The organism is Mycobacterium sp. 4D054 (assembly GCF_052245755.1).
Classification (GTDB): domain Bacteria; phylum Actinomycetota; class Actinomycetes; order Mycobacteriales; family Mycobacteriaceae; genus Mycobacterium.
Genome location: NZ_JBQQCF010000016.1, coordinates 85,902 through 112,050 on the forward strand (window position 1 = coordinate 85,902; position 26,149 = coordinate 112,050).

Sequence of the window (26,149 nt, forward strand, 5' to 3'; positions counted from 1 at the left end):
CCTGGTTTTTCTTCACCAGGTGTCGATGAACCGGCTCCCCACAGGAGCCGGTTTTTTCGTGCCCATCTCCGCTGCGGCGAAGGTGGCGGCGATCACCGCGCGGGTCTCGGCCGGGTCGTGAGGAACGCCTGGCTAACCTTCCGGAAGCTCGTCGAGCACGCGAGGCCTGTTCAATGCTGTGAGCATCTGCCACATCTGCTTCTCGTAACCTGTTGTCCGCTTGGCCAACTCGTGCTGAGCGCGTGAAACGGACGTGGGGTTGGACCCGCCCAATGCCGCGCCCTCGATGAGCAGTTTGCGCGCATCTGTGAGCCGACCTTGGAGGGCACGCAGCCTCGCCATTTGAATCGACCAATTGCGGTCGTCGGGCCAATTGTTCGGAACCAGGTCCATGGCGAGGCGTAGGGCGTTGTGCGAGAGGCATACGGAGAACAGACTGATGGCCTGTTTGTGACCCCACCTGCGGACCATCGACGCCAGATCTGCTTCTCTGTCCGTATCCGGGAACGCGCCGACGTTGATGATGACTTCGCTCGGCAGAGCATCGATCATGCGCCCCATGTCGTGGCCGTCGATCGCCCGCAGTGCGCCCCGGGGCTCAAAATTGACTGCACGAAGAAGACTCTCCCAACCACGGCTGATGCCGTCGGCCCGCCTTTGCGGGTCGCTTTCGAGCGACGAACGGAGAATACAGATCGATGCCTGCGCCACCGAGGCATCACCGGCGCACCATGCGCTATCTCCGAGTAGACGCACGAGCAGGGGCTCGAACTTGTCCCCGTCGAGCGCTTGTAAGGCCTCCCTGATCGTCTGCGGGCTGAGATGTCCCCCGACCGCGTCCGTTCTCAACAACAGTTGAGCGGCCAGACTCGAGTCCCTGACGCGCGCGGTTTCCCAGGCTGACCGGACGAACGTCCACATGGGCTCGACCATATGCGGTACCCGCTCAGGCAGGTAGTTTCGGGCGAGTTTGAAGAGTGCTGCCCACAGGGTACCCGCCTGCCCTCCTGCTGCCCTGCCCGAATTCAACAGTGTCAGAACCACATCGGTGACTTCATCAACCCGGTCGGCCGCACGTGTCTCCCACAGGCGCATGTACTCGCCGCGCAGGCTGTCCACCATGTTCTGGTCGGCGTTCGGCGGATCCCACTTCGATTGCATCGTGACGCGGTGCCGGCGCTGCCCGATGCACCTTTCGCACAGAGCCAACAGCGACTTTCCATCGGCCGGGGACAGCCTGTCTTGATCAATCAACAGGTCCCGCAGCCAGATTCGTGGTCCAGGCTGAGGGTCCCGTATCAGGCGCGTCGCGATGATCTGAGCGCTGTTCTTAATCTTCAGGATCTCTTCTGCGTCGGGGTGCCGACGTATGAAGTTGAGCGCGGTGTGAAATGTCGGTACCCCGAGGACGCCGCCCGACCGGCCCTGACACAGTTCGAGAACGTCCGCCCACTGCTCTATCGGGATCATTTTCGCGGCTGTCGCCACAGCGTCGTCAGACATCTCGCGCTCTGACTCGCCGGTGACGAACGCGATTACTGCACCGAAATCGGGATTGGTCTGGAGGATGTGATCCTGAACCGCGTCGCGCAGCTGGGCGAAGGCGGCATCGCTACCCGGCGGAATCGCCGATGCCCAAGCCAAAAGCGCCCCTCGGTCGATTTCTTCGTGAATGCAGTTCACGATCGTTGTGAAGCCGCGTTCCACCGCCTCTCGCGCCACTTGGGGTTCAGCGATTCGAATCACCTGGCGGGTGAACACGCGTTCCGGGGCTTTGGTCGCGTTGACCACGCCGAGGACTGCGTCGATGTTTCGGCCGATCTCCCAATCGAAGCTGGCCTTGTCGACGACGTGGTGTTTCTTCCACTCGCTCATCGCGAGATTCATCACTGCCTGGTCCTCGATCCACACCGCCGACGCCTCGCCGGCGGAATCGAAGATCGGGCGGGACTGAAGCCAGGGCTCGAGTTCTTCGATGACGGGAGTGTTGACGGCTCTTCGCAGGACAGAAACCGGTACCAGGACATCGTGCGTCCCACACCATGTCAACAAGGACACTGCGAGCTCGATATCGTGGCCCTCGAAGCGCAGGTCAACGAGTTGGAGAGCTAAGTCCAGTGGGGGCGGCTCGCCTTTCAAGATGCGATACGCCGACCGGAAATTGCACCGATTGAGTTGGTTCTGGCGGTCCTTCGGTAACCGAGGCGCTTGCAGCACATCCGCCAGTTGCCCGAGCTGCTCAGCGTCCGGCCGGTCAGCCAGGGTCACCGGCTCGTACTGGCGGCCTCCGATACCCAGGAACGTTGTCGCGCCACGGCGTCTCGAAAAGGAGCCCAGCGCCAGGATGCCCGATCCCCGGCAGTTGTAGACCGGTCTCACTGCCCCCTGCAGATCAGCGTCATCGATTATCAGGACGCTTTTCCGATCGGTGGGCAGCACCCGACGCAGATCGGTCTGCGCGAACCGCATGTAGTCGTCGGCGACAAAGATGTCCTCAAACCCTTTGTCCGCGAGCTCGAATGCGACGGCCATCATCAGTGTGCTGCGACCCGTCCCGTGCTTTCCGTACAGCGCGACCGTTTGAGGAGCATGCGGGTCGTCGTTCAGGAAGCGCTCGGCAGACTCGGCGATCAGTGTCGACTCCGGTCGAGGGAGCGCGAGCCCTGACGCGAGCAAGCGAGTGGCGTGCGCACCCGCGCTGTTCAGGTGGAAGGCCAAGGCTTTCTCGCGCCAGCTCGACCAGTGCCAGATCCCCGCGTCGCGCGTTGATCCATCGACAACGTTCAGGCTCTGGTTGATATCGCGCCCGGCGCGGGCACCCTCGATCTTCTGGCTGTAGGCCGGGTGGATCATTGGCTCTGTTCGACGTCGCGATCAGTCACCACACCAGCGATACGCTGATCCGTCGGGGTCGAGCTGCGCTGTCGGACACTTCCCCCGGCTCGGACACCCCGGATGCTTTGGGCCGCCGACGCCGACGTGTCTTCATCCGTCTGCCGCCCTCGGCGCCGCCGGCCCACCGCCCAGATGGCGGGCAGAGCCAGTAGGCAGGCACCGACACCGGCAACCTTCGATGCGGTGTCCAAATCGAGGACAGACCACACGACCAGAATGACGACTACGGCAACCGACGCTGCTGCCCGGATCAGAGTCCCCACGTGCGGCATTAGCTCTCCCCCTTCAGCTATAGACAACTCAGGGTACGAGACGCTCAGATCGCTTGCACTGCAGATTCGGCAGAATGCGCCGATTTCGGGTCGGCGGCGGACCCGGCCCGGAATACATCCGGCCGCCCGCCGGTTACATCATGCGACGGTGCCGGGCATGCCCCGGGCCCCATCCACAATCGTCGCTTCGAGCGACCACTCGCCGAGAGGCGCAGGCGGCACCGTCACCGCCCACCTGGTTTCTCTTCACCAGGTGTCGATGAACCGGCTCCCCACAGGAGCCGGTTTTTTCGTGCCCATCTCCGCTGCGGCGAAGGTGGCGGCGATCACCGCGCGGGTTTCGGCCGGGTCGATCACATCGTCGATCTCGAACAGCATCGCGGCATTCAGCGCTTTGGCGTTCTCCTGTGCCGCCGCGGTGGCCGCTCGAACGCGTTCCTCGCGCTCCTGCTCATCGTCGATGGCGTCGAGTTCCTTGCGCATCCCCAGCCGGACCGCGCCCTCTAAGCCCATCGGACCCAGGTGCGCGCCCGGCCACGCTACCGTCAGCACCGGCTCGTGCAGGCTGCCCCCGGCCATCGCCTGCGCGCCCAGCCCGTACCCGCGCCGCAGGATCACCGCGACCATCGGCACGCGAAGTGCGGCGCCCGCCACCAGCATCCGCGACGCGCGGCGCACCAGCGACTCCGCCTCGGCGGCCGGGCCCACCATGTAGCCCGGGCAGTCGATCAGCGACACCACCGGCAGCCCGAACCCGTCGCACAGCTGCAGGAACCGGGCGGCCTTGTCCGACGCGGCCGCGGTGATGGCGCCGGCGGTGAAGCGGGTGTCGTTGGCGATCACCCCGACCGGCCTGCCCTCGATGCGCGCCAGCGCGGTCACCATCTCGCGGGCGAACTTCGGCCGCAGGAACGTCACGGAGTCCTCGTCGGCGAGGGTCTCGATGACGGGGGCGACGTCGTAGGCGCGGCGGGCACGTTCGGGCACCGCGGTGCGCAGCACCGTCTGGTCCGGCGCGGTCCACGGGTCGACCGGGCCCGAGAAGTATCCGAGCAGCTTCTTGGTCACCGCGACGGCGGCGGCTTCGTCGTCGACGACCACGTCGACGTTGCCGTTGGGTTCCTGCGTCGTCATCGGCCCGACCTCGTCGGGTGGCACGTTGCCGAGGCCGCCGCCGGCGATCATCGCCGGCCCACCCATGCCGAGCGACGCGTCGCGGGTGGCGACGATCAGATCGGAAGCGCCTGCGATGACGGCGTTTCCGGCGAAACAGCGGCCGTTGACGATCGCGATGCGCGGCACGACGCCGGAGAGTTTGGCCCACAGCGCGAACGCGCGGGTGTCGAGTGCGGAGACCACGGGGTAGTCGGTGTCGCCGGGGCGGCCGCCACCACCTTCGGCGAAGAACACCGTCGGCAGCTGCATGCGCTCGATCAGCTCGAACAGCCGGTCCTTCTTGCGATGGCCCAGCGCGCCCTGGGTGCCGGCGAGCACGGTGTAGTCGTAGGACAGCACTGCGCAGGGACGCCCGTCGACGCGGGCGGTGCCGGCCACCAGTCCGTCGGCGGGGGTGCGGGCGACCAGCTCTTCGACGTCGCGGCGCATCCGCTGCGGCGCGATGGCAAACCGGCCGTACTCGACGAACGTGCCGGGGTCGACGAGATCGTCGACGTTCTCGCGGGCGGTGCGGCCACCGCGGGCGTGCCTGCGTTCCACGGCGTCCGGACGCGCGGCGTCCTCGGTGAGCGCACGGCGGCGCCGCAGTTCGGCCAGGTCGCCGCGGATCGGTTCCGGGTCAGGCATCGAGTTCGGGTTGCGCATCGAGTTCGGCGATGGCTGTGGCGATCTCGGCGAGCAGGGCGTCGACCTGCTCCTCGTTGAAACCCCGCTTGCCGAACGGCGGCTTGTTGAAGCGCACGTTGCGCACGTCCTCGGCGGTCAGATGCCCGCGCCCGTCCAGGCGGCGCGCGCACAACGCCAGGAAATCGGCGACCGCCTTCTCGTTGTAGCCGCGCTTGCCCCACGGCGGCTTCTCGAAGGTGATGCTGCGCAGATAGTCGGCCGTGACGGCGCCGTCGCTCATGGCGTCAGAGTAGTGCCCGAGTTATCCACAGGGCGGGCGGTCGGCCCCTGGGGAATGTCGGGCCGCGGGCATAGCGTGCGGTCATGACGAACTGGATCAACACGGTCAGCCGCGACCACGTCGAGCGCGGTGTTCGCGGCCGTTTCACTCAGGCCAACCACGGCAAGCCGCACATGCTGCGCAGAATGTCCCGGGGCGACTGGATTGTCTTCTACTCCCCGAAGACCGCGTATCCCGACGGGGAACCGCTGCAGGCGTTCACCGCGATCGGTCAGGTCGCCGACGACGAGCCCTATCAGGCAGAGATAACGCCGGACTTTCAACCGTGGCGTCGCAACGTGGACTTCCTCGACTGTGTCGAGACGCCGATCCGGCCGCTGCTCGGCGATCTCGACTTCATCGAGGACAAATCCCGGTGGGGCTACAAGTTCCGCTTCGGCGTCTTCCGGATCGACGACCACGACCTCGAGGTGATCCGTTCGGCGATGGTCCGCCCGAACGCAGAGGAGACTACTGTGAACCGATGAGCAACACCGATCTGGCGCCTCCTGAAATCAATTGCGCGGCCGCGGGATTCGCGGGTGTCCTGCACCCGCGCGAGGTCCCGCTGGGCGGTCCGCGGGCCATCCGGGTCCGGCGCACACTTCCGCAACGGGAACGGTCGCTGATCGGCGCGTGGTGCTTCGCCGATCACTACGGCCCGCACAACGCGCGCGCAGGCACGGGTAGGGACGTGCCCCCGCACCCGCACACCGGGCTGCAGACGGTGAGCTGGCTGTTCAGCGGCGAGGTCGAACACCGTGACAGCGCCGGCGTGCACGCGATGGTGCGGCCGGGCGAGCTGAACCTGATGACCGCAGGCGCGGGCATCTGCCACTCCGAGGTCTCCACGGCGTCGACGACCGTCCTGCACGGCGCGCAGCTGTGGGTCGCGCTGCCCGAGTCCGACCGCGACACCGGCCGCGACTTCGCGCACTACGCGCCCGCTCCTGGGCACACCGGCGGCGTGACCACCAGGGTGTTCCTCGGCGAACTCGACGGCCACCGCTCGCCCGTGCACACCTTCACCCCGCTGCTCGGGGCGCAGGTGGACCTAGAGCCGGGCGTCGACGTAACCCTCGACATCGACCGGGATTTCGAACACGGCGTGCTCGTCGACCAGGGCGACGTCCAGGCCTGCGGCTCCCGCCTCGCCGTCGCCGACCTTGCGTTCCAGGGCGCCGGCCACCACCGGCTGCACCTGCACAACCGCGGGGACACCCCGGCCCGGGTGTTGCTGCTCGGCGGCACCCCGTTCACCGAAGAACTGATCATGTGGTGGAACTTCGTCGGTCGCAGCCACGACGACATCGTCAAATACCGCGAACAGTGGCAGAACCACGACGACCGCTTCGGCGCCGTCGAGGGTTACCGCGGCACCACGACCAGACTGCCCGCGCCACCACTGCCGAACGCCACCCTGCGTCCCCGCCCCCATCCCGGGGTATAGAGGAGGCCATGACCACCGACAAGAACGGCGCCCCCACCGAGGTCACCGACGACTCGGACCGCTTCACCATCTCCGTCGACGGCACGAAAGCCGGCTTCACCGAGTACATCGACCACGACGGACAGCGCATCTTCCCGCACACCGAGATCGACGACGCGTTCAGCGGGCGCGGCCTGGCGACGATTCTGGTGCAGCAGGCGCTGGAGGCCACCCGTGCCGCGGGGCTGCGGATCGTGCCGGTGTGTTCGATGGTCGCCGGCTTCATCGACAAGCACCCCGAGTTCAATGACCTCGTCGATCCCGTCACCGCCGACGTCAAGCGGATCCTGTCCCGGCGCTGACCGCGACACCACCGGTGGGCTGCACTGAGCCGACCCGGGCGCGGCCGCTATCGTCGCCGCGGTGAGCAGCCGGGCTTTCTTCGTCGCCGACGGTGACGCGTTCCGTCCCACCGACTGGGCCCGCGGCCCCTGGGGCCAGACCATCAGCGGCAACTACGTCGGTGGGCTGCTCGGCCACGTCATCGAGCGGGACGCCGGAGATCCCGAGCTGCAACCGGCCCGCCTCACCGTCGACCTGTTCCGGCCGGCCGCGCTCGCCGAACCCGTGCGTGTGCAGACCACCGTGGTCCGGGAGGGCCGGCGCCTCAAACTGGTCGACGCCGTCATGACGCAGTCGGGCACCGTCGTCGCCCGGGCGAACGCCCTGTTCCTGCGCCGCGGCGAGCAGCCGCCGGGCGAGCGGTTCAGCACCCGAGTGACGATGCCGCCCATCCCGTCCCACGCCGACTCCGTTCCCGACGACATCGTCACGGTGGTGTGGACTTACGGCAAGGACGGTGCCACCCCCAGCCTGGGGCTCGGCGCGTGGGCGCACGAGGGCCCGAAGTACATCTGGACCCGGGAACTGGGCCCGATCGTCGGCGACATCGAGCTGACACCGTTCACGCGGGCGGCGCTCGCCGGTGACATGGCGAGCTCACTGACCCACTTCGGCGCCGACGGGCTGCCGTTCATCAACGCCGACTACACGCTGACGCTGAGCCGGCTGCCGGAAGGGCCCTACCTCGGACTGGCTGCGCTGACCCACGACAGCCACGCCGGTGTCGCGACCGGCACCGCGGTGGTGGTCGACGAGGTCGGACCGATCGGCACGGCGACGGCCACTGCGCTGGCCAACCCCGGGTTCAACCCGCCGCGCGCGTTCAGCTGAGGTGGCGCCCGCTCAGCTGAGGTACTGTGCGGTGCTGCCCGACACCGGCATGCCCTGCATGCCGAGCTTGCGGTGATCCCAGCTGCGCATCCGGGACGGCACGACGCGGACGCAGATCCGGTTGTTCATCATCTGGTCGACGAACGGGCGCATCTCGTCGGTGTAGGGGCCGGTGTAGCGTTCCCAGACGCTGATGCCCACGCGCAGTGAGGTTTCCGGGTCGTCGTAGATCTCGGCCTGACCGTCGATCGACACGCCGCGCAGCGTGTCGTAGGACAGGCCGTCCTCGATCATCACGGTGATCGTCGGGTCCCGGCGCAGGTTCACGGCCTTCTGCGACTTGGCCTTGGTCTCGAACCAGATCTCTCCGTCGAGGACGGCGTACCACATGGCGACCAGGTGCGGCCTGCCGTTCGGCAGCACGGTAGCCATGGTCGCCGTGCGGCTGCGTTCGATGAACTCGGTGATCTCGTCGTCGGTCATCACGATCTTTGCGCGTTCGTTCTTGCCCACGCGTCGATACTGGCAGGTCGGCTTTCGGGGCGTCCGTCCGCATGATCTATTCGCCCGGAGTGTTTCGAACGCACGTGCGATGGGCATCCCGCAGCGCATGAGCGAGAACACGACACAGGCACCTCGGGAGAACGCCGAGAAGGACACCTCGCAGTGGGTCACCGGAGATGAGCCGATGACAGGTGCGCAGCGCAGCTACCTGCACACGCTGGCCCAGGAGGCCGGCGTCGAGGTTCCCGAGGACTCGACGAAGGCACAGGCCTCCGAGCTGATCGACGACCTCCAACAGCGCACCGGCCGCGGCGAACAGGGTTGAGCCCCCGAGTTATTGGAGACGGACACGCCGGCGGACGGAGCGGTCAGCGCACCAGGGTGGCGCCACCGTCGAGACGGATCTGCTGGCCGGTCATGAAGCGTGACTCGTCGGCCAGCAGGAAGAGCGCCGCGTACGCGGTCTCCCACACACTGCCCCGACCCATCTTCAGCTTCACGACCTCGAGGTAAGTCGCCTCAACCTCCTCGGCTTCCAGACCGAACAGCGTCTGCGAATGGTTGCCGAGAATGGAATCGATGGGCCCGAGCATCAGGGTGTTGGCGCGCACACCCGCAGCGGCGAACTGCACCGCCGTCAGTTCGGTGATGTAGTTCAGGCCGCACTTGCCCAGTGCGTACGGCATGATGCCGATGTTGAGGCCCACCTCGTTCTTCAAGCTGGCGATCGACGAGAAGTTCACGATGCTGCCCGTGGTGTCGCCGTCGTTCTTCTCCATGCACTGCGCGGCGTACAAGTTGCAGTAGTAGCAGCCCAGCACGTTGACGTTGATGCCGTGGTTGAAGTCCTCGGTCGTCATCGAGTTCGCTTCGCGCTCGAACGGCGGGTGATCGCCACGCTGTACACCATGCCGTCCACGCGGCCACTGGTCTGCATCGTCACGTCGAAGATCTTCTGGCAGTCCTCTTTGAGGGAGACATCGGCCTGCACGGCGTAGGCGCGTCCACCCTCGGCGACGATCATGTCCACCGTCTCCTGCGCGGCGGCCCGATTACGATCGGCGGCCACCACCTCGGCGCCGTGCCGGGCCGCGAGAATGGCTGTGGCGCGGCCGTTGCCCGTTCCGGGTCCGGGCATCTGACCACCGCCCACGATGACCACCACCTTGCCGGTGAGATCGAGAGGTTTGTGCTCTCTGCGATCGAAATCGATTGCCATGCAGTTGTTCCTCCGTTGTGGGCGGGTTCTCGGTGGGCGGTGATCGCGCGTTTGGGACAGCCCTCAACGGCCTCCATGACGGCCGCCTGCAGGTCCGCCGTCGTTCGGCGTCCTGGACGATCACAAGCTTGCTTGCTGACCAATCGTACAGGAACAGCTGACCAAACGTACGGGTCAGACCAGCCGGCTGGTCAGCTACGATCGCGCTGTGAGCGGCGTGACAGCCAGGGGCGGGGTGCCCGGTTCTGCATCCGAGACCAGTAAGCAGACCCGCGTGCGGTTGATCGAGGTCGCCATCGAACTGTTCAAGCAGCACAGCGTCGCAGGTACATCGCTGCAGATGATCTCCGAGGAACTGGGCTTGACGAAATCGGCGATCTATCACCACTTCCGGACCCGAGACGAGTTGTTGAACGCGATCCTCGAACCGGTGCTGACCGACGTGTCGGCGCTCGTCGAGGCGGCGGAGGCGCAACGCACCCCCCGTGCGCGTGCCGACCGGATGCTCGTCGGATACGCCACCTTGACCGCCGCGAACCGCGACCTGGTGTCGGTGCTCAGTGGTGACGCGCTGGTCTACGAATTGCTGCGCTCGCGAGCGGACTGGAGGTCGATCGTGACCCGGCAGATGCGGCTGCTCGCCGACGTCGAACCCGGCGTCAGCGGTCAGATCAACGCGACGATCGTGATGTCGGGATTCGCCGGGGCCGCCCGCAATGACTTCGACGACCTCGACGAGGACGCGTTCCGCGAGCATCTGATCGCCGCCGGCCGCCGGACTCTGGGTCTGCGCGCACCGCGGGGATCGGCGCCTCGGTGACCCTCTTCGGACCGGCCGGGATCAGGTGTTCCAGGCCGCCGGCAGCACGGCGCTGCTGCCGGCCGTCACGCTGCCGAGGTTGATGCTTTTTCGGGTCCGGGGTCGGGCCGCGCTGCGCTGACCGCCTGCGCCGGACCGGCGTCCTGCGCCAGCTCCGATTCCAGCTCCGGTTCGGAGTCTGCTTCTGCCTCGGGCTCTGAGTGTGACCTCGAGTCGAGCTGGTCCGGCTCTGTTTCCGTCGGCTCCGGCACGGAATTCGCCAGCTCCGGCACATTCGTCGCGGTGTCCTCGGCCACGGCCGGTCCGCCGGTCTTCGAGGTATTCGCCTTGGCGAGGGGATCGTCCGACGGCTCGGACTTCTCACCTCCGGTCTCCGAGTGCGGTCCGGCCCCGCTGTCATCCGAAGGTTCTACGGCAACAGCGTGTTCAGGCTCAACCTGCGCCGTGACCGCCTCCGACTGCTCGATATGGTCGGCCGCGTCCTGGCCGATCCGGATCGCGAGCGCGATCGGCCCGGGCGCGAGGTACCCCTCGACCGTCAGCGGTGTGACGAGCCCCGGCAGATTGTCGAAGTTGCCGAACGGAGAGCCGTACCCGCCGTTGAGCACACCGTCGAGGATACGGGCCGGAATGTTCAGCACCGCGTTGAGCAGACCGACCGGATCCAGGGCCACCGCGGCGTCGACAACCTCGTCGATCGCCACGCCGAGGGCCGCGAATCCGCCGAGGACGGGACTGAACACGATCTGGAACAACGCCCCCGGTGCGTTGGGATTGTCCATCAGGCCGTCGAAGTACTCCCAGGCACCGGCGGCGGTCACGACGGGCTGGAAGACCATTCTGCCGACGGCGGACAATGCCGCCGCCCCGTCGCCGGCGCCGATCGCGTCCCACGCCTCGACGAGCGCGTGCGCCTGCTTCTCGATGGTCAGCCGCGTCAGCGGCAGCGGGTCGGCGAAGTACGCCTCGACAAGCGCGGCGGTGTTCTCGGCCGCACGCAGCAGCACCTGCGGATAGAACTGCAGTGGGCTGGGTATCGCCGCGAGCCGCACGGCCGGGTTGATCGGCGGCGTCGCCGCGGAAGCGGGTTCGACGGGGGTGACGGCGATGACGCCTGCTCCCACCAGCGCGACCGCCGCGGTGAGAGGCGTTTTCCTGCCTGTGAACACGGGCGTCCCGCCTCTCCGAAGTCGATTGCGGCGTCATTCTAGCGGTAGGTCGTCGGCATTGCCGCGAACTTCATGATCACACCGCTCACCTTCCGCACGCCGCGAATTCACGTTTCTGCACACAATTTATCTGCCATGCAGGGCAGCGGTTCGGCTCGGCCCAGCTTTCCGAGCAAAGGATCGCCTTGCCGTGAAGTGCTCGATTCTGCCGCACCCGCCCGCCTGTACCCCCGCCCGCTCAATAGGGCGGCTCCTGATGTGTCGCACACCGTCGGCCGGGTACCCGTGCAGACGAAGGAACCGACCGTCCTGGACCCCCGCGATGACGACGTCGTCAACCGGCCGGCTCGGTCCGCTGGTCGACGAGACGAACACGATGGAGGTGCTGCACCGTTGTGCACAGCAAATCCACTGAGCGACAACCACTTCCACAAAATATGGTGAACGATGCCGAAAACCACGAAATCCGGCAAGGCCAAGCAAAGGGAACTGCCGAGCACTCTGCAACGCTCCGAGGAGAAGGCCCAGCGCACGTTCGCCAAGGCGCACGACGCTGCCGCCGAGGAATACGGCGAGGGTGAACGGGCGCACCGCGTCGCCTACAGCGCCCTCAAGCACAGCTACGAGAAGGTCGGCGACCACTGGGAGAAGAAGGATCAGCGCGGGCCGTCGGACGAGCGGGCCGAGAGCGGCGGGCCGCAGGCCAAGGGAGAGACCGCTGAGGGCGTCAACGCGAACGCGACCAAGAAGCACCTCGTCGACCTGGCACGTCGCCTCGACATCCCCGGCCGGTCGACGATGACCAAGGACGAACTCGTCGACGAGATCAAGAAGGCCAACCGGCGGGAGAGCCGGCGCAGCCGCTAGGCCTTGCCGTTGCGCTCGCGGTGCTTGCAGCCCGGCCAGCAGCACGGCCGGCGCATGCCCTCCTCCAGTTCCTCCTGAGTGCGGCGGATCCGCCGCTCGCGGGTCTTCTGCTGTTTGGCGTCCTCGACCCAGCAGATGAACTCGTTGCGCGCCAGCGGGGTGATGTCCTGCCACGCCGCCAGCGCCGTCGCGTTCCCGGTCAGCGCGGTGCGCAGATCATCGGGAAGTTCGTGCACCACGCCGCCCGGAATCACCTGAGTGCCCATCCGCCCACATTAACTCCGCAGGCGCCGGCCCTCGATGTGGAACGATCGTTGCGACCGGAACAGGAGGGCCATGTCGGTTTCAGTGTCGACGGTGCGGGACTCGGATCCCGACCGGCTGGTCGACGCCGCCGACGCCCTGGGTCGCCGGCGCAGCGAACTCGAGACGATCCTCACCGGCGAACGGGAGATGCTGGTCCATCTGCAGGAGCACTGGACCGGGCAGGCCGCCACCGGCGCGGCTGCGCAGGGGGTCAGGGACCTCGCCAAGCAGGACCGGATCGCCCGGCGGCTGCTCAACCTCGAGTCCGCGCTGCGCAACGGCGGCGTGCAGATGACCGCGTTGCGGGATGCTCTGCTGGACCTGGTGTCGACGCTGGACCGGTTCGGGTTCGCCGTCTCCGACGACGGGACGGTCACCCCGCAGCAGTGGCTTGTCGGGCGCTTTCTGGACAGCCTGGCCGACAAGTTCACAGCGTTTCTGAAGAAGATGCTGCAGCTGTTCACCGACCTGGACGAGAACACCGCGTCGGCGATTGATCAGGCCGCCGGAGTCGACATCCCGACTCCGTCCGTGGCCGTGGGCGGGCAGAACATCGCGATCCCGTCGGCGGACACCGATCCTGCCGGCGTGACGGCGTGGTGGAACGCGCTGACCGACGATCAACGCCGTGGGCTGATCGACCAGCATCCACCGATCCTGGGCAATCTCAACGGGATTCCTGCCGAAGTGCGCGACCAGGTCAACGTCGCGGTGATGGACGACCACCTCGACCGGGTGGAGAACGTGGCGTCCCGCAACCACGTCCCGGCCGATGAGGTGGTGGGCAATCCGGGCCGCTATGGGCTGACCGACGGCGACGTCACGCGTTACCAGAATGCGAAGCGGACCCAGGAAGGACTGCTGCATCAGCTCGGCGCGCCCGACGGAGAGTCCCGCCGCTACAGCGAGATCGGCGCACAGGAGCGGCACGACAGGAACTGGCGGCCGACCATGCTGTGGGCTTACGACCCACAGGCCTTCGACGGCAAGGGCCGCGCGGCGGTCTCGATCGGCAATCCGGACAAGGCGTCGAACACCGCGGTCATCGTGCCCGGCACCAGCGCCAGCGTCCGCGACGGCTGGCTGTCCGACGGGCACAACGACGCGATCAATCTCTACGGCCAATCACTCAAGGCCGATCCCGGTGACCCCACCGCGGTGATCTCCTGGATGGGCTACGACACCCCGGAGAGCTTCACCGACCCCAACATCGCCAACGCGGGCCTCGCACGCGCCGGGGGCGACGCACTGGCGTGGGATGTCAACGGGCTCAGCGTGACCCACGAGGTGGGCGTTCCCGAGCATGTGACGGTGATCGGGCACTCCTACGGTTCCACGACCGTCGCCGACGCGTTCGCCAGCAGCGGGATGCGCGCCGACGACGCGATCCTGCTCGGCAGTCCCGGCACCGACGTGGCGCGCAGTGCCGCGGACTTCAACCTCGACGGCGGTCGGGTCTACATCGGGGACGCGTCCACCGACCCGGTCGGCTGGCTGGGCCAGATGGGCAACACGCTGCCGGGCGAACTCAACGATTCGTTGGGCAACATGGTCGGCCCGACGGCCGGTCTGGGCGCCGACCCGGCCTTCGAGGACTTCGGTGCGACGCGGTTCCGGGCCGAGGTTCCCGGTGCCGACATGATCGACCCGTCCGACCATTCGTATTACTACGCCGTCGGTAGCGAGTCGCTGCGCAGCATGACCGAGATCGTCACCGGCAATCCGGACCGTCTCGGCGAACTCGGCCTGCTGGCGCAGCCGCGCACCGAGCTGACGGTGTCGACACCGCAGCAGCTCGACGTCCCGATCCTCGGTGTGGTTCCGTTGCCGCACATGAACGTCGAGACGCCGGTGATCTATGACCCCGAGTGGAACCGGGCGGGAGGATCGGTGACCAATGACCACGGGTACTAGTCGTCGTATCGCGGGGCTGGCCGTCATACTCGCCGCCGCGACGTCAGCTGTAGGAGGATGCTCACCGATGTCCCCGTCCGAGCCGAACACACCGCAGGCCGGGGGGCCCACCGCCCCACCGCCGTCCGACGCCGAATCCCGCGCCCAGGTCGTCGATGCGGCCAAAGATGTTGTGCGGGCGGCGAACCTGCGTGTCACCTACGCGAGCTTCCAGTGGGAGTGGTGTAACGATCAGGGCGACCCGCCGTTCCACGGCCGCGTCGATGTGGCGTTCGAGACGCCGCCCGGCCAGAGTGTCAGCCGGCAGATCGCCGACACCCTGGCCGGCCAACCCGGCTGGGCGCCGGGGCCGCCGCCGGGCTTCCAGCCCGCCGGCGACGCGGTCCACAAAGGCGGCGTGATGGTCCTCGTCGGCCCCGGGAACTACCCCGACCGCGGCACGGTCGAGATCTACGGGGAATGCCGGAACTTCAACGACCACCGCGACGACAACCAGCTCGCCGACATCACCGATGAGGTGCGCGGTGGCTGAGTTCGCACAACCCTAGACAGCGCTGAAGTACAGACCCAGCAGCACACCGAAAAGGACGACCAGCCATCCGTTCGTCGTCACCTTCAGCCACCGCGGTGCCCGCCGTACTTCCATGAAATGCCAGATCACCAGCTGGGTTTTGACCGCCGCGATCAGCAGCACCACGACGGTCACCGACGCGTTGAGGTGTTCTCCCCCACCGCCGTCGCGGGCGGTCAGCCACGACGCCACGGTCACCGCCGTCAGCAGCGCCCACACCAGGGTCAGCGGATGGCGCAGATATGCGATCAGCAGGATCACCTCATCAGGTAGAGCAGCGCGAACAGGACGAGCCACAGCAGGTCGACCATGTGCCAGTACGTTGCGCCGGTCTCCACCAGCGACATTCGGGGCGCCGGGCCGCGCAGATCACGGATCACGAAGCCCAGGATCACCAGGCCGAGCAGCACATGGCACAGGTGCATCCCCGTCATCACGTAGTAGAACATGAAGAACAGGTTGGTTCCCGGGGTCAGACCGGCGGTGATCTCGGGGATGTACTCGAACGCCTTGAGCACCGGGAAGAGCGCACCGCCGGCCAGCGCCAGCCAGAACAACCGGTAGGCGTCGGTGGTCTTCCCGGCCCGGGCCGCAGCAGTGCCCAGCGCGACGAACAGCGAGCTGGTCAGCAGCACGACGGTGTTGACGGCGCCGATGGTGAGGTTCAGCTTCGCCTGGCTGTGCAGGAACAGATCCTGGTCCTGGCCGCGGTAGTACATGTAGACGACGAAATAGACGCCGAAGATCAGCAGGTCGCCGATGACGAAGAACCACATGCTGGATTCGCCGGGAACGTGACCGCGCCGCTGGGTCTTTCGCGAGCCGACGCCGGCCACCGCGGTGGGCTCGGTGGATACCCCGGTCATGCGCTGGCCTTGGCCGGAGGTTGCGCGGCGGCCGATTCCGTGGTCAGCCAGGCGTTCTCCAGCTCCTCGTCGGGCTGATTCTTGATCGCCCGGAAGATGCACACGTACACGATCATCTGCCACGACACATAGAGCGCCATCGCGAACCAGAACGTCATCACCCCGTTCCACGCGAACGGACCCGACTTGGCGATCCAGACCGGTGCGGCGATCAACTCGGTGACGTACTGCCACACGGTGTAGTAACCCAGCCACTTCGGCAGGATGTTGTTCTGGTCGAGGATGATCGCCAGTCCGAAGGCCATCCACATCACGCAGAAACAGCCCAGCGAACCGATGAACGCCAGGTACCCGAAGTCGAACAGCATCGCCAGGATCGCCGGGTCGTAGCCGGGGCGGAACGCGCCGAGCCCGAAGCAGAACATCGGGAACAGCATGCCGACGATGGTTCCGGTGATCGCGCCCATCATCAGCGTGAAGCGCAGCACCGGGCTGACCGACATCCGCTTGATCTGGATCAGGTAGCACGCATTGGACACCGGCCCCAGCCCGAACGTCAGTGTCAGGATCACGCACGCGACAAGCAGGTTGGGCGACTGCATGAACTCGCCGATCTCGGTTTGCGAACTGCTCGGCGATCGCGGCGGCATCATCCAACTCATCGGCACGAAGACCAACCCGAACAGGCTGAAGAAGATCGGGACCGACCAGAACGCGATCCACTGGTCTAGCTTCCTGGTCTGGGTCATACCAGAGCCTCCCGCTCGTCGCCCTGGCGGTTGACCACGCCCACGAGGACGATGAACATCACCACGATGTAGCACGCAAAGACGCTGAGCCGCAGCGTGAATGACACCGCGCCGTTCCACGCGAGCGGACCCGTGGTGTGCAGGACGGAGAACGCGCTGGGAATCAACAGGGCGGCTGTCGCGATGTTGAAGTGCGCCACCCACCGGGGGAAGATCGGTTCCGGCCGCGCGTCGAGGTAAATGCTGGCGGCCAGACAGAGGTTCTGCACGACGATCGTGCCGACCGGGGCGATGAAGAAGAACCACGCCATGTCGTTGAGCAGGCTGATCAGCTGGGGGTCGCGCTCGGGCCGGAACGCCGCCATGCCCCAGCAGTAGTCGGCGAGGATGAACGCCGTGAGTCCGACGCCGACGCACAGGATGTAGGCGTAGGTGAAGACGCTGCTCGAGGTGGCGGTCCGGGATATCTGCACCGCGATCACCGCGAAAAGGGGAACCAGCGAGCACGCGATGAGATTGCACAGAATCGCGACGCCCAGAATGCCGGTGGTGTTCTCGGCGAAGAAGGCCGCCACCTGCTCGGGGGTCATCGTCGGCGACAGCGGCGGGGAGAACACCGGGAAAAGGAAGAACGCGAGGACGAACAGCGCCGCCGCCGGCGGCACCGTCCACAGGAGAATGCGCTGGCCTCTGGTGTTCATCGCCCTCGTCGTGTTCGCCGTCGCTGTCGTCATCGCTCGCTCCGCCTGATTCGATCTGCTGCCGCTCCGGTCGTCACAGGTCTAGCACAATTCACTGACAATTGACAATGAACCTGAACCGGCCCGGGTGGCCCGCCGCACGGTGATCCGGTCGAATCTGGCGTCCTAAGTCGGCTTATCGTGTGATAGTGAGCCGCCTGCACGGCCCGATCAGGCCGACTGACGATCTCAGGATTTCGGTGACACTGGTCAGCAACGGCGCCGTGCTGCACAATGGGGCGCGTGCCAGAGAGTGCGACGCGACGCGAAGCCCAGCGGCGAAACACCCGTGCGCGGCTGCTCGACGCCGCGATTGTGGAGTTCCAGCGTTCCGGCTCCAGCGCCGCCGACATCAACGCCATCGTGAAGGCGGCGGGGGTCGCGCGCAGCACCTTCTACTTCCACTTCCCCACCAAGGAACACGTACTGCTCGAACTCATCCGACGAGACGAGATGCGCCTGGCCAACGAGCTGAGCCGGTTCCTCGACACCCGCCGCGACCTGCCCGCGGTGTTGACACGGATCGTCGAGCTGGTGCTGGAACTCGAGACCCGTTGGGGATCAGCGCTGTTTCACGACGGCATCAGTCTGTACTTCTCGCCCACCCGGCCCGAACGGGAACAGTGGACCAACCATCCGATCTTCGTGCTGCTCGCCGCCGAGATCGAGCGGCTGCGCGTCCGCGGCGAACTCTATGACGACGTCGACTCCTACCACAGCGCGGCGTTCTTCCTCCTCGGCGTCTACGCACTGCTCACCACCGTCGGCGAGGCCCGGTCCGAACGCGACGTGGCGCTGCGCAAGTTCGTCACCAGCACCCTGCGCAGCCTGCTCAGCGCGCAATGTCGGGAGGCGTGATCGACCGCGGTGAAAGCCTCAGCGTCCGAACGTGTTCGGCGACCTCCTGCAGCGAGGCCACCCAGACGTCGTCGTGGTCGAGCACATACCGCATCAGCTCACCGAGTTCGGCGGCCCGCGACGCCCGGCCGGTCAGGAACGGATGGTTGGTGAGCACCCAGCAGCCACCCGCCTTGCGCAGCGCGTCGAATTCCAGCTGCCACAGCTCGCGCGCCTTGCGGGGACTCTCGATCAGGCCGCTGCCGGAGATGTCGGGCAGGAAGCAGTACTGCTCCCAGTCGTCGAGCGCCCACTGGATCGGGATCTCCACCAGCGACTGCTGCGCGCCCGGGGTGACGGCCAGCTCATAGGGATGGTCGGCGTCCATCAGGCTGGAGTCGTACAGGAAGTCACGCTCGGCCAGCAGCGCCGGAGTGCGCCAGGACAGATCCCACATCGGCGCCCGGTAGCCCACCGGCCGCACGCCGGCGACCTCGGCCAGCGCGGCCAAGCCGCGGTCCAGCGCGTCGATCTCCTCCTCCAGCGTCAGCGCGGTGGGCTGCTCGTGCAGGTACCCGTGGTGGGCGATCTCGTGGCCGGCGGCGACGATGCTGCGCACCGCCTCCGGGTACCGGTCGGCGGTGTGGCCGGGGACGAAGAACGTCGACGGAATCTGGTGCTGCTCAAGCAGATCCAGGATACGCGGGATGCCGACCAGCGGGCCGTAGGCCTGGTGGCTCATCACGCTCATCCGCGCGCCGACGGTCTCGTTGCCCCACAGGATCGCCGACTCGGCGTCGACGTCGAAGGTGAACGCGGCCGCGGCGACCTTGCCGGCCGGCCAGAGGAAGCGCTCCATCACTCGACCATAAGACTGATCAGCTCGTAGGCGAGGTTCGCGCCCGCCACGGCGGTCACCTCGGCGTGGTCGTAGGACGGCGCCACCTCGACGACATCGGCGCCGACGATGTTCAGCGCGCGCATCGCGCGCAGCACTGCGACCAATTCCCGGCTGCTCATCCCGCCGATCTCGGGGGTGCCGGTGCCGGGCGCGAACGCAGGGTCGAGCACGTCGATGTCGATCGACACGTACACCGGGTGGTTGCCGACGCGGTCCAGGACGCGCTCGATCACCCCGTCGACCCCGATGCGGTCGATGTCGCGGCAGTGCACGACGGTGAAGCCGAGTTCGACGTCGTCGAGCAGATCCTTGGCGTCGTAGAGCGACCCGCGGATGCCGACGTGGGCGGAGTGGCCCTTGACGATCAGCCCTTGCTCGGACGCGCGGCGGAACGGGGTGCCGTGGGTGCAGGGAGCCCCGAAGTAGGTGTCCCACGTGTCGAGGTGAGCGTCGAAGTGCACCAACGCGACCGGCCCGTGCAACTCGTTGACGGCCTGCAGCGCGGGCAGCGCGATGGTGTGGTCGCCGCCGAGCAGCACGAACCGCTGCTCCGGCCGGGTGACCAGGCCGAGGATGCCGTCCTTGACCTGCTCGACCGCGGCGGTGATGTCGAAGGGGTTCGCGGCGATGTCGCCGGCGTCGACGACTTGAGCCGCCGCGAACGGAGACACGTCCAGCGCCGGGTGGTACGGCTTGAGCAGCCGGGAGGCCTGCCGGATCGCGGCCGGGCCGAAGCGCGCTCCGGGCCGGTAGGTGACGCCGCTGTCGAACGGCACACCGATCACCGCGACGTCATGGTCGACGACCTCGTGCCGCTGCGGAAGCCGGGCGAACGTGCCGAACCCGGCATAGCGCGGCACCTGCTGGGCGTCGATCTGGCCCAGCACTCCGGACTCCGTCCGCGTCCGCGGATCTTGTTGCACTGTGCTCTCCTCTTGCCTTTACGCTCTGGTGCGGGTGGAGCCGCCGTTACACGAGATCACCTGTCCCACCACGGCTTCCATGCTGAAATCGGCCAGCAGCTCGACGGCCGCGGCGATCTCGTCGGGCTCGCCGATGCGGCCCAACGGAATCGCGTCGGCATAGGTGTGCCGGATTTCGGCGACGGGCACTCCGGCGGCATCGGCGTCGACCTGCAGCTGCGGGGTGTCGATGACTCCGGGCGCCACCGCGTTGACGATGATCCGCTCGCGGGCCAGCTCGCGGCCCAGCGTCTTGACCAGCGAGATCAACCCCGCTTTGGATGCGGCATAGGCGGTCGCCTCGGGCCAGCCCGTCACTCCCCACTCACTGGTGATCACGATGATGCGGCCCGCCCCGGCGTCCCGCATGTAGGGCAGCACGCTCTGTACCAGGAAGAAGGTGCCACCGAGGTTGGTGTCCACCACCTTCCACCAGTCGTCGGCGTCGTGCTCGAGCAGCGGCGCCATGGTCATGTACGCGTGGTTGGCCACCAGCACGTCGAGCCGGCCCGCGGTGGCGGCCACGTGCGCGGCGATGGTCTGGCACTGCTGGGGATCCGAGACGTCGCCGGCGGCGGTCAGCCCGCCGATCTCGGCGGCCAACGCGGTCAGCGCGTCGCTGTCTTCGCGGTCGTTGACGGCCACGACCGCACCGGCTTTCGCGAGTCGCCGCGCGTGTGCGGCGCCCATGCCCTGGGCCGCCCCGGTCACCAGCGCGACCCGACCGTGCAGATCGGTACTCATATCACTGCTCCCGAGTTCACGTTGACGACGTCTCCGGTGCTGAACGTCGCGTCGCAGACCAGGTATTCGACACAGCGGGCCACCTCGGCCGGCGTGGTGAGCCGCCGCAGCGGCAGCGTCTGCAGGTATTCCGGTGCGCGCCAGGGTGAGTCGGCGGCCAGCAGCGGGGTGTCGGTGGGGCCTGGTGCGACCGCGTTGATCCGCACCCCGGCGCCGGCGACTTCGGCGGCCAGGCTGCGCACGAGGCCGAGAATCGCGCCCTTGGCGGCCGCGTAGTGGACGTCCTCGTCACCGCCACCCACGGCGAGCTCACTGGCCACCGCGACCAGCGACCCGCGCGCCGCGCGCAGGTCCGGCAGCGTGGCCCGGGCGACGTTGACCAGCCCGCCCAGGTGCACGCGCAGCATCCGTCGCCACGCGTCCACGCTGATCTCCGACACCGGCGCCATCTCGTAGTAGCCCGCCGAGGTCACCACCGCGCTCACCGGACCCAGCCGCTCGCGGAGCTGTCCCACCGCACGGGTCACCGCGTCGGCGTCGGAAACGTCGGTCGCGACGGCATTTTCGGTTGTTCCCGGGTTGAGGTCCAGGCACCCGACGGTGTAGCCGCGCGCGGTCAGCGCCTCGACCACCGCGGCGCCGATCCCGCTGGCGCCGCCGGTGACCAGCGCGACCGGTTGCTCACTCATTCGCCAGTACCGGTTCGTCCTCGTCCTCGTCACGCGGCGCGGTGATCCTCGACTTCACCGTGGCGTACAGCACCGCACCGATGATCCCGAGCACCACGATGCCGATCCACACCGACCAGTCCAGGTAGCGCTGCTCGAACGCGACACGGGGCCAGGCGATGTTGACGAACTGCAGCACCGCCCACACCACGGCCACCACCGCCACGGGCAGCGTCCATGCGCGCAGTGAGAACGCCCCGGCCGTCCAGCCCTTGCGCAGCAGCACCACCAGGAAGCCGATCAGCGGGAACAGGAACGCGAGGTAGAAGCCGCCGGCGGTGAAGTTCACCATCAGCGAGTAGATGTCGCCGGCGACGATGCTCAGCAGGAACAGACCGGCGCCGATCGCAGTCGTCACCAGGATCGCCACCACCGGGATGCGGGCCTTGCCCCGCAGCTGCACCAGCGTGCCGGCTGCCGGCAGCGCACCGTCGCGGGCGTAGGCCCAGATGACCCGCGACGCCGAGGTCTGCAGCGCCAGGAAGCTGGCCAGGAACCCGATCACGAACATCACCTGAACCGGCTTGGCGATGCCGGCGCCCAGCGCGTCGGTCAGCGTCTCGTACACCGGGTCACTGACCGCGCCTTCGGCCACCGCATCCAGGTCGGGGATGGCCAGAATGATCGCCAGGCTCGAGTAGCCCACCACCAGCGCGATGAAGGCCAGCGAGAACAGCACGGCCTTGGGCAGGTCCCGCTTCGGGTTGTGCACCTCTTCGGCGATGGAACCGGCGCTCTCGAAGCCGACGAACGACCAGCCGATGAACGCGACCGCGAGCAGGAACGGCCCCCCGAGGTAGGACCACAGATCCACATCGGTGCCGCCGCCTTCGAACAGCACCGACAGCGAGTTGTGCCGGTGGAACAGCAGCAGCCAGGTGCCCAGCACCACCGAGCCGATGACCTCGGCGATGATGCTGCCGATCATGAAGATCTTCAGCGCCTGACGCCCGATCAGGTTGACCGCCGTACCCGCGAGCAGGATCAGCAGCGCGATCCAGGCCAGCGTCCCGCCCGAGGGTTCCTCGATGCCGACGATGTGGGCGGTGAATCCGGCCGCGCCCAGTGCGACGGTGGCCATCGCGATCACCAGCGTCCACATGTAGACCCAGCCGGCGAACCAGCCGTACGTGCTGCCCAGCAGGCGGCGCGACCACTGGTAGATGGAGCCCTCCAGCGGCCACCGCGACACCAGGGTCGCGAACACCAGGGCCACCAGGAACTGGCCGGCGAACACCAGCGCGAAGCCCCACCAGAAGCTCGGGCCGGCCGCCGACAGCGCCAGGCCGAAGATCCCGTACAGGGCGACGATCGGAGAGATGAAGGCGAACGCGAACGCGAACGCCGATCCGAGGGAGAACTCGCGGCGCAACTGTGGCTGCTGCTCAGCCGGGCTGACCAATGACATGGCAGAACTATCACGCCGGACGTGCGACGACGCCAGCCATCGGGCCGAAGACGCAGAGATCGCACCGTGGCGGTGCCGTGGCGTTGAACGATCGCACAACGGCAGCGCTCGTTCGTGTGACGGCCGCGTTACGCTCGCGGGGTGTCGGAGGTGCATGCAGAGTCGGCGGCCCCGACGCTGCGGGACCTGCTGGAGAGCGGCGGGTTCGGCGTGTCGGTGCCTGCGGGTGCGCCCCAGAATCTGGACCGCCCCATCAGCTGGGTGCACACCACCGAGATGCGCGACCCGTCCCGCTACCTGCGCGGCGGTGAACTGGTGTGCACGGTCGGGATCAGTCTGCAGACCGAACACGACTGCACGGTGTTCGTCGACGCGCTGAGCCGGGCCGGGGCAGCAGGCGTGTGCTTCGGGGTGGGCGACGGTCATGACGTCGTGCCGGCCGCCCTGCTCGCGCAGTGCCGGCGACGCGGGTTGCCGGTGCTGGTCGCCCCGCCGAGCGTGCCGTTCAGTCAGGTCAGCCGCTTCGTGGCGGAGTTCTGGCTGGGTTCGGAGATCGCCGTTGCCCGCGCGACCAACGCGCTGGCGCCCGATCTGCTGTCCTCGCTGCGCCGGCACGACTCGCCGCGTCAGCTGCTCGACAGCGCGGGTCAGGTGCTCGGGTGCTACTTCCTGTTGGAGCCCGACGAACCTGGCGTGGAGGCCGGCGGACGCGGCGGGGCGGACGACGACGACGCGGTGACGGTTCCGGTGCCCGGGCTGGGCACGCTGACGTGGGTCGGGCGTGGTGACCGGCCGGAACCGGCGCTGCTCGATCTGATCGCGCGGTTCGTGCGCGCCGCCCAGGGCGAACGCGACATCGAGGCCGCGCTGGCCCGGGAGCGGGTCGGGCAGCTGCTGTCTCTGGTCGAGCGGCGGATGCTTCTGCCGGACGCGCTGAGCCAGCTGCTGGAGTGGCCGGGTTTCTCGGCCGGTGAGATCGCGTGCTCGGCGTGGCCGGCAGGTGCCGGAGCACTGGTGTCGATGGCCTTCCCGGACGCGTTGATCGGTGACGCGCCTGATCTGTGCCTCATGTTGTCGGTCGGGCCGGTGCGGATGACTGACGACCTCGCGTTACCGACCGGGCACTCGGCCCCGGTGCCCCTGACCGACATCGGGTCGGCGATCGCGCAGGCCCGCATCGCGTTGACGTTGGCAGAGCAGCGCGGCGGACGGGTCGGACCGGATCAGCTGAGCACGCTGGAGAGCCTGCTGGAGCAGTTGCCGCTGGCGCAGCTGGCACCGTTCAAGCAGTTGCTGATCGACCCGCTTGCCGAGCTGGACAATCAGCGGGGCACTCAGCACGTGCGCACGCTGCGAGTATTTCTGTCCTGCAACGGATCTCTGAGTGACACCGCCAAGGAGCTTTTTCTGCACACCAACACGGTGCGGCACCGGCTGTCGCGGATCCAGGAGATCACGGGTCGAGACCCGTTGCAGCACAATGACTTGACCGCATTCGTGATCGGCCTGTGGGCTTCCGAGCGCGGTGAGTGAAAGCTAGTTCCGCATCGGCGGTGGTGGTTCGTACGGGTGGTACCACTTCCACTGGGCGCGTTCTCCGGACGACCCGGGGTAGGGCGCGACATTTGGTGGCGGTGTAGTCGGGGGGCGCGCCAGTGATCCGGGTCTGAGTTCTCGCCCGGCGTGGTCGGAGACGACGAGTTGTTGGGCGGGTCCGGTGATGATGATGATGCCGCGGTGATGGGCCCGGTGATGATAGGGACAGACCAGCACGAGGTTGTCGAGTTCGGTCTCGCCGCCGTCTTCCCAGTGCACGATGTGATGAGCATGCAGCCCCTGGGTGGCGCCGCAGCCCGGGACCACGCAGGTGCGGTCGCGATACTCGAGCGCGCGACGCAGGCGCCGGTTGACGGTGCGGGTGGAACGTCCGGCACCGATGGGCCGGCCCTGGCGTTCGAACCAGACTTCACACGTGGCATCGCAGCTCAGGTAGCGTCGTTCTTCGTCGGTCAGTAATGGGCCCAGATGCAGTGCGGCGACTTTCGTCTCAGCGTTGACGTGGACGATGACGGTGGTGTGCTGGCCGTGCGGTCGGCGGAAAGTTTCGGCGTCCCAGCCGGCGTCGACCCACGCCATGAATGCATCCCCTCGGCTGGGCAGCGGCGGCCGCGTCAACCCGCTGCCGGTGTCGCCGCCGGTACCGGGGCCACGGTCGATGCCGTGGTCACGTTTCCACTGAGCGATCAGCCCGTCCTTGTGCGATTGCAGGGCCGCCTCGAATTTCGCGGACTGGTCGTGGGTCAGTTTGATGCGCCAGTAGGTGTAGTCGGCGTCGCTGGTGGTGGTGATCTCTGGCCGCGGTACGGGCGGCGGCGGTGCCGGTTCGTCGTCGTCGTCGAAAGGATCGGTGACCGGTTCGGGCTCAGGTCGTGGTTCCTGTTTGAGCGCCGTGCGCAGTTGGCGGACCGAAGCGCTCTTCGCCAGCAGGGCGTAGTGCGCATCGGAACCCTCGCCGGCACGCTCGGCGATCGCCCCGACCTGATCGAGCGAGAGCCGCCCCTCGCGAAGGTCAGTGACACAACGCGGGAACTCTTCGAGCCGGTCGGCGATCGCGATGATGGTGTCCGCGTTGCGCGGCGAACACCCTGTCTTCCAAGCCATCAATGCCGCCACCGATTGAGCCCCGGTGATCCCGAGGAGCCCGTCGCGGTTGATCTGGGCGGCGATCTCCACGATCCGCCCGTCGATCGCATTGCGCTGGCCGGCCAACTGGGACAGTTCGTCGAAGAGCACCTCCAACCGATCCGACTGTGTCAGCACAGTGGGAGTGTCAGCTACGGCCGAGGGCATGCCCCTATTCAAGCAGCAGGGTCTGACAACTCACGCCCGCCAA

The 26,149-nt window shown here is 67.4% G+C and carries 29 protein-coding genes; 11 read left to right on the forward strand and 18 right to left on the reverse strand.

The window, feature by feature from the left end:
* Positions 1-132 precede the first annotated feature (132 nt).
* The 3 genes from ACTWP6_RS13925 to ACTWP6_RS13935 form a co-directional block, all read right to left on the reverse strand.
* Positions 133-2,853 (reverse strand): hypothetical protein, encoded by a 2,721-nt coding sequence (locus tag ACTWP6_RS13925; RefSeq protein WP_443187994.1) that lies wholly within the window; start codon positions 2,851-2,853, stop codon positions 133-135.
* Positions 2,854-3,413: 560 nt separating this feature from the next.
* Positions 3,414-4,970 carry an acyl-CoA carboxylase subunit beta gene (locus tag ACTWP6_RS13930; protein WP_443187995.1) on the reverse strand — a complete coding sequence of 519 codons (1,557 nt, stop codon included), beginning with the start codon at positions 4,968-4,970 and terminating at the stop codon, positions 3,414-3,416.
* Positions 4,963-5,250: a DivIVA domain-containing protein gene (locus tag ACTWP6_RS13935; protein ID WP_313901361.1), complete on the reverse strand. Its 288-nt coding sequence runs from the start codon at positions 5,248-5,250 to the stop codon at positions 4,963-4,965. The genes ACTWP6_RS13930 and ACTWP6_RS13935 overlap by 8 nt, the downstream gene beginning before the upstream one ends.
* 83 nt (positions 5,251-5,333) lie before the next feature.
* On the opposite strand from ACTWP6_RS13935, the gene ACTWP6_RS13940 reads away from it, so the two are divergent.
* The 4 genes from ACTWP6_RS13940 (at position 5,334) to ACTWP6_RS13955 (ending at position 7,951) form a co-directional block, all read left to right on the forward strand.
* On the forward strand, positions 5,334-5,777 hold the full coding sequence (locus tag ACTWP6_RS13940; RefSeq protein ID WP_443187996.1) for an EVE domain-containing protein: 444 nt from the start codon (positions 5,334-5,336) through the stop codon (positions 5,775-5,777).
* The gene (locus ACTWP6_RS13945; RefSeq protein WP_443187997.1) at positions 5,774-6,739 is read left to right on the forward strand and encodes a pirin family protein; all 966 of its coding nucleotides are present in this window, start codon (positions 5,774-5,776) and stop codon (positions 6,737-6,739) included. The genes ACTWP6_RS13940 and ACTWP6_RS13945 overlap by 4 nt, the downstream gene beginning before the upstream one ends.
* 8 nt (positions 6,740-6,747) lie before the next feature.
* Positions 6,748-7,080 carry a GNAT family N-acetyltransferase gene (locus ACTWP6_RS13950; RefSeq protein WP_260756197.1) on the forward strand — a complete coding sequence of 111 codons (333 nt, stop codon included), beginning with the start codon at positions 6,748-6,750 and terminating at the stop codon, positions 7,078-7,080.
* A gap of 61 nt (positions 7,081-7,141) precedes the next feature.
* Positions 7,142-7,951, forward strand: coding sequence for an acyl-CoA thioesterase domain-containing protein (locus ACTWP6_RS13955; protein ID WP_443187998.1), 810 nt, complete (start codon positions 7,142-7,144; stop codon positions 7,949-7,951).
* 12 nt (positions 7,952-7,963) lie between these two features.
* Here the strand turns inward: ACTWP6_RS13955 and ACTWP6_RS13960 are convergent, their stop codons facing one another.
* Entirely contained in the window at positions 7,964-8,464 is a 501-nt protein-coding gene (locus tag ACTWP6_RS13960; RefSeq protein WP_443187999.1) for a pyridoxamine 5'-phosphate oxidase family protein, read from the reverse strand.
* Positions 8,465-8,561: 97 nt separating this feature from the next.
* Here ACTWP6_RS13960 and ACTWP6_RS13965 point away from each other — a divergent pair, with 97 nt between their 5' ends.
* Positions 8,562-8,780 carry a DUF3072 domain-containing protein gene (locus tag ACTWP6_RS13965; protein ID WP_443188000.1) on the forward strand — a complete coding sequence of 73 codons (219 nt, stop codon included), beginning with the start codon at positions 8,562-8,564 and terminating at the stop codon, positions 8,778-8,780.
* Positions 8,781-8,823: 43 nt separating this feature from the next.
* On the opposite strand, the gene ACTWP6_RS13970 is transcribed toward ACTWP6_RS13965, so the two are convergent.
* The gene (locus ACTWP6_RS13970; protein WP_443188001.1) at positions 8,824-9,315 is read right to left on the reverse strand and encodes an SDR family NAD(P)-dependent oxidoreductase; all 492 of its coding nucleotides are present in this window, start codon (positions 9,313-9,315) and stop codon (positions 8,824-8,826) included.
* Complete coding sequence (locus tag ACTWP6_RS13975) at positions 9,312-9,674, reverse strand: SDR family oxidoreductase (protein WP_443188002.1); 363 nt, start codon at positions 9,672-9,674, stop codon at positions 9,312-9,314. Before ACTWP6_RS13975 ends, ACTWP6_RS13970 begins: the two co-directional genes overlap by 4 nt.
* Before the next feature lie 208 nt (positions 9,675-9,882).
* On the opposite strand from ACTWP6_RS13975, the gene ACTWP6_RS13980 reads away from it, so the two are divergent.
* A complete protein-coding gene (locus ACTWP6_RS13980) occupies positions 9,883-10,494 on the forward strand; it encodes a TetR/AcrR family transcriptional regulator (protein WP_260756191.1) in 612 nt (203 codons plus the stop codon).
* Between the two features lie 65 nt (positions 10,495-10,559).
* Here ACTWP6_RS13980 and ACTWP6_RS13985 read toward each other — a convergent pair whose 3' ends face one another.
* Positions 10,560-11,663: a hypothetical protein gene (locus ACTWP6_RS13985; protein WP_443188003.1), complete on the reverse strand. Its 1,104-nt coding sequence runs from the start codon at positions 11,661-11,663 to the stop codon at positions 10,560-10,562.
* A gap of 447 nt (positions 11,664-12,110) precedes the next feature.
* On the opposite strand from ACTWP6_RS13985, the gene ACTWP6_RS13990 reads away from it, so the two are divergent.
* Positions 12,111-12,530, forward strand: coding sequence for a ChaB family protein (locus tag ACTWP6_RS13990; RefSeq protein WP_443188004.1), 420 nt, complete (start codon positions 12,111-12,113; stop codon positions 12,528-12,530).
* On the opposite strand, the gene ACTWP6_RS13995 is transcribed toward ACTWP6_RS13990, so the two are convergent.
* Entirely contained in the window at positions 12,527-12,796 is a 270-nt protein-coding gene (locus ACTWP6_RS13995) for a YdeI/OmpD-associated family protein (RefSeq protein ID WP_098002373.1), read from the reverse strand. The genes ACTWP6_RS13990 and ACTWP6_RS13995 overlap by 4 nt on opposite strands.
* Before the next feature lie 70 nt (positions 12,797-12,866).
* Here ACTWP6_RS13995 and ACTWP6_RS14000 point away from each other — a divergent pair, with 70 nt between their 5' ends.
* Together ACTWP6_RS14000 and ACTWP6_RS14005 are read left to right on the forward strand one after the other, a co-directional pair.
* On the forward strand, positions 12,867-14,750 hold the full coding sequence (locus ACTWP6_RS14000; RefSeq protein WP_443188005.1) for an alpha/beta hydrolase: 1,884 nt from the start codon (positions 12,867-12,869) through the stop codon (positions 14,748-14,750).
* 67 nt (positions 14,751-14,817) lie between these two features.
* Positions 14,818-15,282, forward strand: coding sequence for a hypothetical protein (locus ACTWP6_RS14005; RefSeq protein ID WP_443188006.1), 465 nt, complete (start codon positions 14,818-14,820; stop codon positions 15,280-15,282).
* Between the two features lie 12 nt (positions 15,283-15,294).
* Here the strand turns inward: ACTWP6_RS14005 and ACTWP6_RS14010 are convergent, their stop codons facing one another.
* Genes ACTWP6_RS14010 through ACTWP6_RS14025 form a run of 4 tightly spaced genes read right to left on the reverse strand, consistent with a single transcriptional unit; the run spans position 15,295 to position 17,670 of the window.
* The gene (locus tag ACTWP6_RS14010; protein ID WP_443188021.1) at positions 15,295-15,573 is read right to left on the reverse strand and encodes a cytochrome C oxidase subunit IV family protein; all 279 of its coding nucleotides are present in this window, start codon (positions 15,571-15,573) and stop codon (positions 15,295-15,297) included.
* A gap of 5 nt (positions 15,574-15,578) precedes the next feature.
* Positions 15,579-16,187 (reverse strand): cytochrome c oxidase subunit 3, encoded by a 609-nt coding sequence (locus ACTWP6_RS14015; RefSeq protein WP_443188007.1) that lies wholly within the window; start codon positions 16,185-16,187, stop codon positions 15,579-15,581.
* Entirely contained in the window at positions 16,184-16,936 is a 753-nt protein-coding gene (locus ACTWP6_RS14020) for a hypothetical protein (RefSeq protein ID WP_260756184.1), read from the reverse strand. Before ACTWP6_RS14020 ends, ACTWP6_RS14015 begins: the two co-directional genes overlap by 4 nt.
* Positions 16,933-17,670, reverse strand: coding sequence for a hypothetical protein (locus tag ACTWP6_RS14025; RefSeq protein WP_443188008.1), 738 nt, complete (start codon positions 17,668-17,670; stop codon positions 16,933-16,935). The genes ACTWP6_RS14020 and ACTWP6_RS14025 overlap by 4 nt, the downstream gene beginning before the upstream one ends.
* A 240-nt stretch (positions 17,671-17,910) precedes the next feature.
* Here ACTWP6_RS14025 and ACTWP6_RS14030 point away from each other — a divergent pair, with 240 nt between their 5' ends.
* A complete protein-coding gene (locus tag ACTWP6_RS14030) occupies positions 17,911-18,534 on the forward strand; it encodes a TetR/AcrR family transcriptional regulator (RefSeq protein ID WP_443188009.1) in 624 nt (207 codons plus the stop codon).
* On the opposite strand, the gene ACTWP6_RS14035 is transcribed toward ACTWP6_RS14030, so the two are convergent.
* The 5 genes from ACTWP6_RS14035 to ACTWP6_RS14055 are packed head-to-tail and all read right to left on the reverse strand — an operon-like array spanning position 18,509 to position 23,256.
* On the reverse strand, positions 18,509-19,372 hold the full coding sequence (locus ACTWP6_RS14035; protein WP_443188010.1) for a polysaccharide deacetylase family protein: 864 nt from the start codon (positions 19,370-19,372) through the stop codon (positions 18,509-18,511). The genes ACTWP6_RS14030 and ACTWP6_RS14035 overlap by 26 nt on opposite strands.
* The gene (gene speB / locus ACTWP6_RS14040) at positions 19,372-20,337 is read right to left on the reverse strand and encodes an agmatinase (protein WP_443188011.1); all 966 of its coding nucleotides are present in this window, start codon (positions 20,335-20,337) and stop codon (positions 19,372-19,374) included. Before speB ends, ACTWP6_RS14035 begins: the two co-directional genes overlap by 1 nt.
* An 18-nt stretch (positions 20,338-20,355) precedes the next feature.
* Positions 20,356-21,120 carry an SDR family NAD(P)-dependent oxidoreductase gene (locus tag ACTWP6_RS14045; RefSeq protein WP_443188012.1) on the reverse strand — a complete coding sequence of 255 codons (765 nt, stop codon included), beginning with the start codon at positions 21,118-21,120 and terminating at the stop codon, positions 20,356-20,358.
* Positions 21,117-21,809, reverse strand: coding sequence for an SDR family NAD(P)-dependent oxidoreductase (locus ACTWP6_RS14050; protein ID WP_443188013.1), 693 nt, complete (start codon positions 21,807-21,809; stop codon positions 21,117-21,119). The genes ACTWP6_RS14045 and ACTWP6_RS14050 overlap by 4 nt, the downstream gene beginning before the upstream one ends.
* Positions 21,802-23,256 carry an APC family permease gene (locus tag ACTWP6_RS14055; protein ID WP_443188014.1) on the reverse strand — a complete coding sequence of 485 codons (1,455 nt, stop codon included), beginning with the start codon at positions 23,254-23,256 and terminating at the stop codon, positions 21,802-21,804. The genes ACTWP6_RS14050 and ACTWP6_RS14055 overlap by 8 nt, the downstream gene beginning before the upstream one ends.
* Before the next feature lie 141 nt (positions 23,257-23,397).
* Between ACTWP6_RS14055 and ACTWP6_RS14060 the strand changes: the two genes are divergently transcribed.
* Positions 23,398-24,789, forward strand: coding sequence for a PucR family transcriptional regulator (locus ACTWP6_RS14060; RefSeq protein WP_443188015.1), 1,392 nt, complete (start codon positions 23,398-23,400; stop codon positions 24,787-24,789).
* Between the two features lie 3 nt (positions 24,790-24,792).
* Here the strand turns inward: ACTWP6_RS14060 and ACTWP6_RS14065 are convergent, their stop codons facing one another.
* A complete protein-coding gene (locus ACTWP6_RS14065; RefSeq protein ID WP_443188016.1) occupies positions 24,793-26,106 on the reverse strand; it encodes an HNH endonuclease signature motif containing protein in 1,314 nt (437 codons plus the stop codon).
* Positions 26,107-26,149: the final 43 nt, after the last annotated feature.

What these genes read in the sequence shown, in the direction of transcription:
- ACTWP6_RS13925 (WP_443187994.1), bottom strand. Translation starts at nt 2,853, where the DNA reads ATGATCCACCCGGCCTACAGCCAGAAGATCGAGGGTGCCCGCGCCGGG.
- ACTWP6_RS13930 (WP_443187995.1), bottom strand. Translation starts at nt 4,970, where the DNA reads ATGCCTGACCCGGAACCGATCCGCGGCGACCTGGCCGAACTGCGGCGC.
- ACTWP6_RS13935 (WP_313901361.1), bottom strand. Translation starts at nt 5,250, where the DNA reads ATGAGCGACGGCGCCGTCACGGCCGACTATCTGCGCAGCATCACCTTC.
- ACTWP6_RS13940 (WP_443187996.1), top strand. Translation starts at nt 5,334, where the DNA reads ATGACGAACTGGATCAACACGGTCAGCCGCGACCACGTCGAGCGCGGT.
- ACTWP6_RS13945 (WP_443187997.1), top strand. Translation starts at nt 5,774, where the DNA reads ATGAGCAACACCGATCTGGCGCCTCCTGAAATCAATTGCGCGGCCGCG.
- ACTWP6_RS13950 (WP_260756197.1), top strand. Translation starts at nt 6,748, where the DNA reads ATGACCACCGACAAGAACGGCGCCCCCACCGAGGTCACCGACGACTCG.
- ACTWP6_RS13965 (WP_443188000.1), top strand. Translation starts at nt 8,562, where the DNA reads ATGAGCGAGAACACGACACAGGCACCTCGGGAGAACGCCGAGAAGGAC.
- ACTWP6_RS13970 (WP_443188001.1), bottom strand. Translation starts at nt 9,315, where the DNA reads ATGACGACCGAGGACTTCAACCACGGCATCAACGTCAACGTGCTGGGC.
- ACTWP6_RS13975 (WP_443188002.1), bottom strand. Translation starts at nt 9,674, where the DNA reads ATGGCAATCGATTTCGATCGCAGAGAGCACAAACCTCTCGATCTCACC.
- ACTWP6_RS13990 (WP_443188004.1), top strand. Translation starts at nt 12,111, where the DNA reads ATGCCGAAAACCACGAAATCCGGCAAGGCCAAGCAAAGGGAACTGCCG.
- ACTWP6_RS13995 (WP_098002373.1), bottom strand. Translation starts at nt 12,796, where the DNA reads ATGGGCACTCAGGTGATTCCGGGCGGCGTGGTGCACGAACTTCCCGAT.
- ACTWP6_RS14000 (WP_443188005.1), top strand. Translation starts at nt 12,867, where the DNA reads ATGTCGGTTTCAGTGTCGACGGTGCGGGACTCGGATCCCGACCGGCTG.
- ACTWP6_RS14005 (WP_443188006.1), top strand. Translation starts at nt 14,818, where the DNA reads ATGTCCCCGTCCGAGCCGAACACACCGCAGGCCGGGGGGCCCACCGCC.
- ACTWP6_RS14015 (WP_443188007.1), bottom strand. Translation starts at nt 16,187, where the DNA reads ATGACCGGGGTATCCACCGAGCCCACCGCGGTGGCCGGCGTCGGCTCG.
- ACTWP6_RS14020 (WP_260756184.1), bottom strand. Translation starts at nt 16,936, where the DNA reads ATGACCCAGACCAGGAAGCTAGACCAGTGGATCGCGTTCTGGTCGGTC.
- ACTWP6_RS14025 (WP_443188008.1), bottom strand. Translation starts at nt 17,670, where the DNA reads ATGACGACAGCGACGGCGAACACGACGAGGGCGATGAACACCAGAGGC.
- ACTWP6_RS14030 (WP_443188009.1), top strand. Translation starts at nt 17,911, where the DNA reads ATGGGGCGCGTGCCAGAGAGTGCGACGCGACGCGAAGCCCAGCGGCGA.
- ACTWP6_RS14035 (WP_443188010.1), bottom strand. Translation starts at nt 19,372, where the DNA reads ATGGAGCGCTTCCTCTGGCCGGCCGGCAAGGTCGCCGCGGCCGCGTTC.
- ACTWP6_RS14045 (WP_443188012.1), bottom strand. Translation starts at nt 21,120, where the DNA reads ATGAGTACCGATCTGCACGGTCGGGTCGCGCTGGTGACCGGGGCGGCC.
- ACTWP6_RS14050 (WP_443188013.1), bottom strand. Translation starts at nt 21,809, where the DNA reads ATGAGTGAGCAACCGGTCGCGCTGGTCACCGGCGGCGCCAGCGGGATC.
- ACTWP6_RS14055 (WP_443188014.1), bottom strand. Translation starts at nt 23,256, where the DNA reads ATGTCATTGGTCAGCCCGGCTGAGCAGCAGCCACAGTTGCGCCGCGAG.
- ACTWP6_RS14065 (WP_443188016.1), bottom strand. Translation starts at nt 26,106, where the DNA reads ATGCCCTCGGCCGTAGCTGACACTCCCACTGTGCTGACACAGTCGGAT.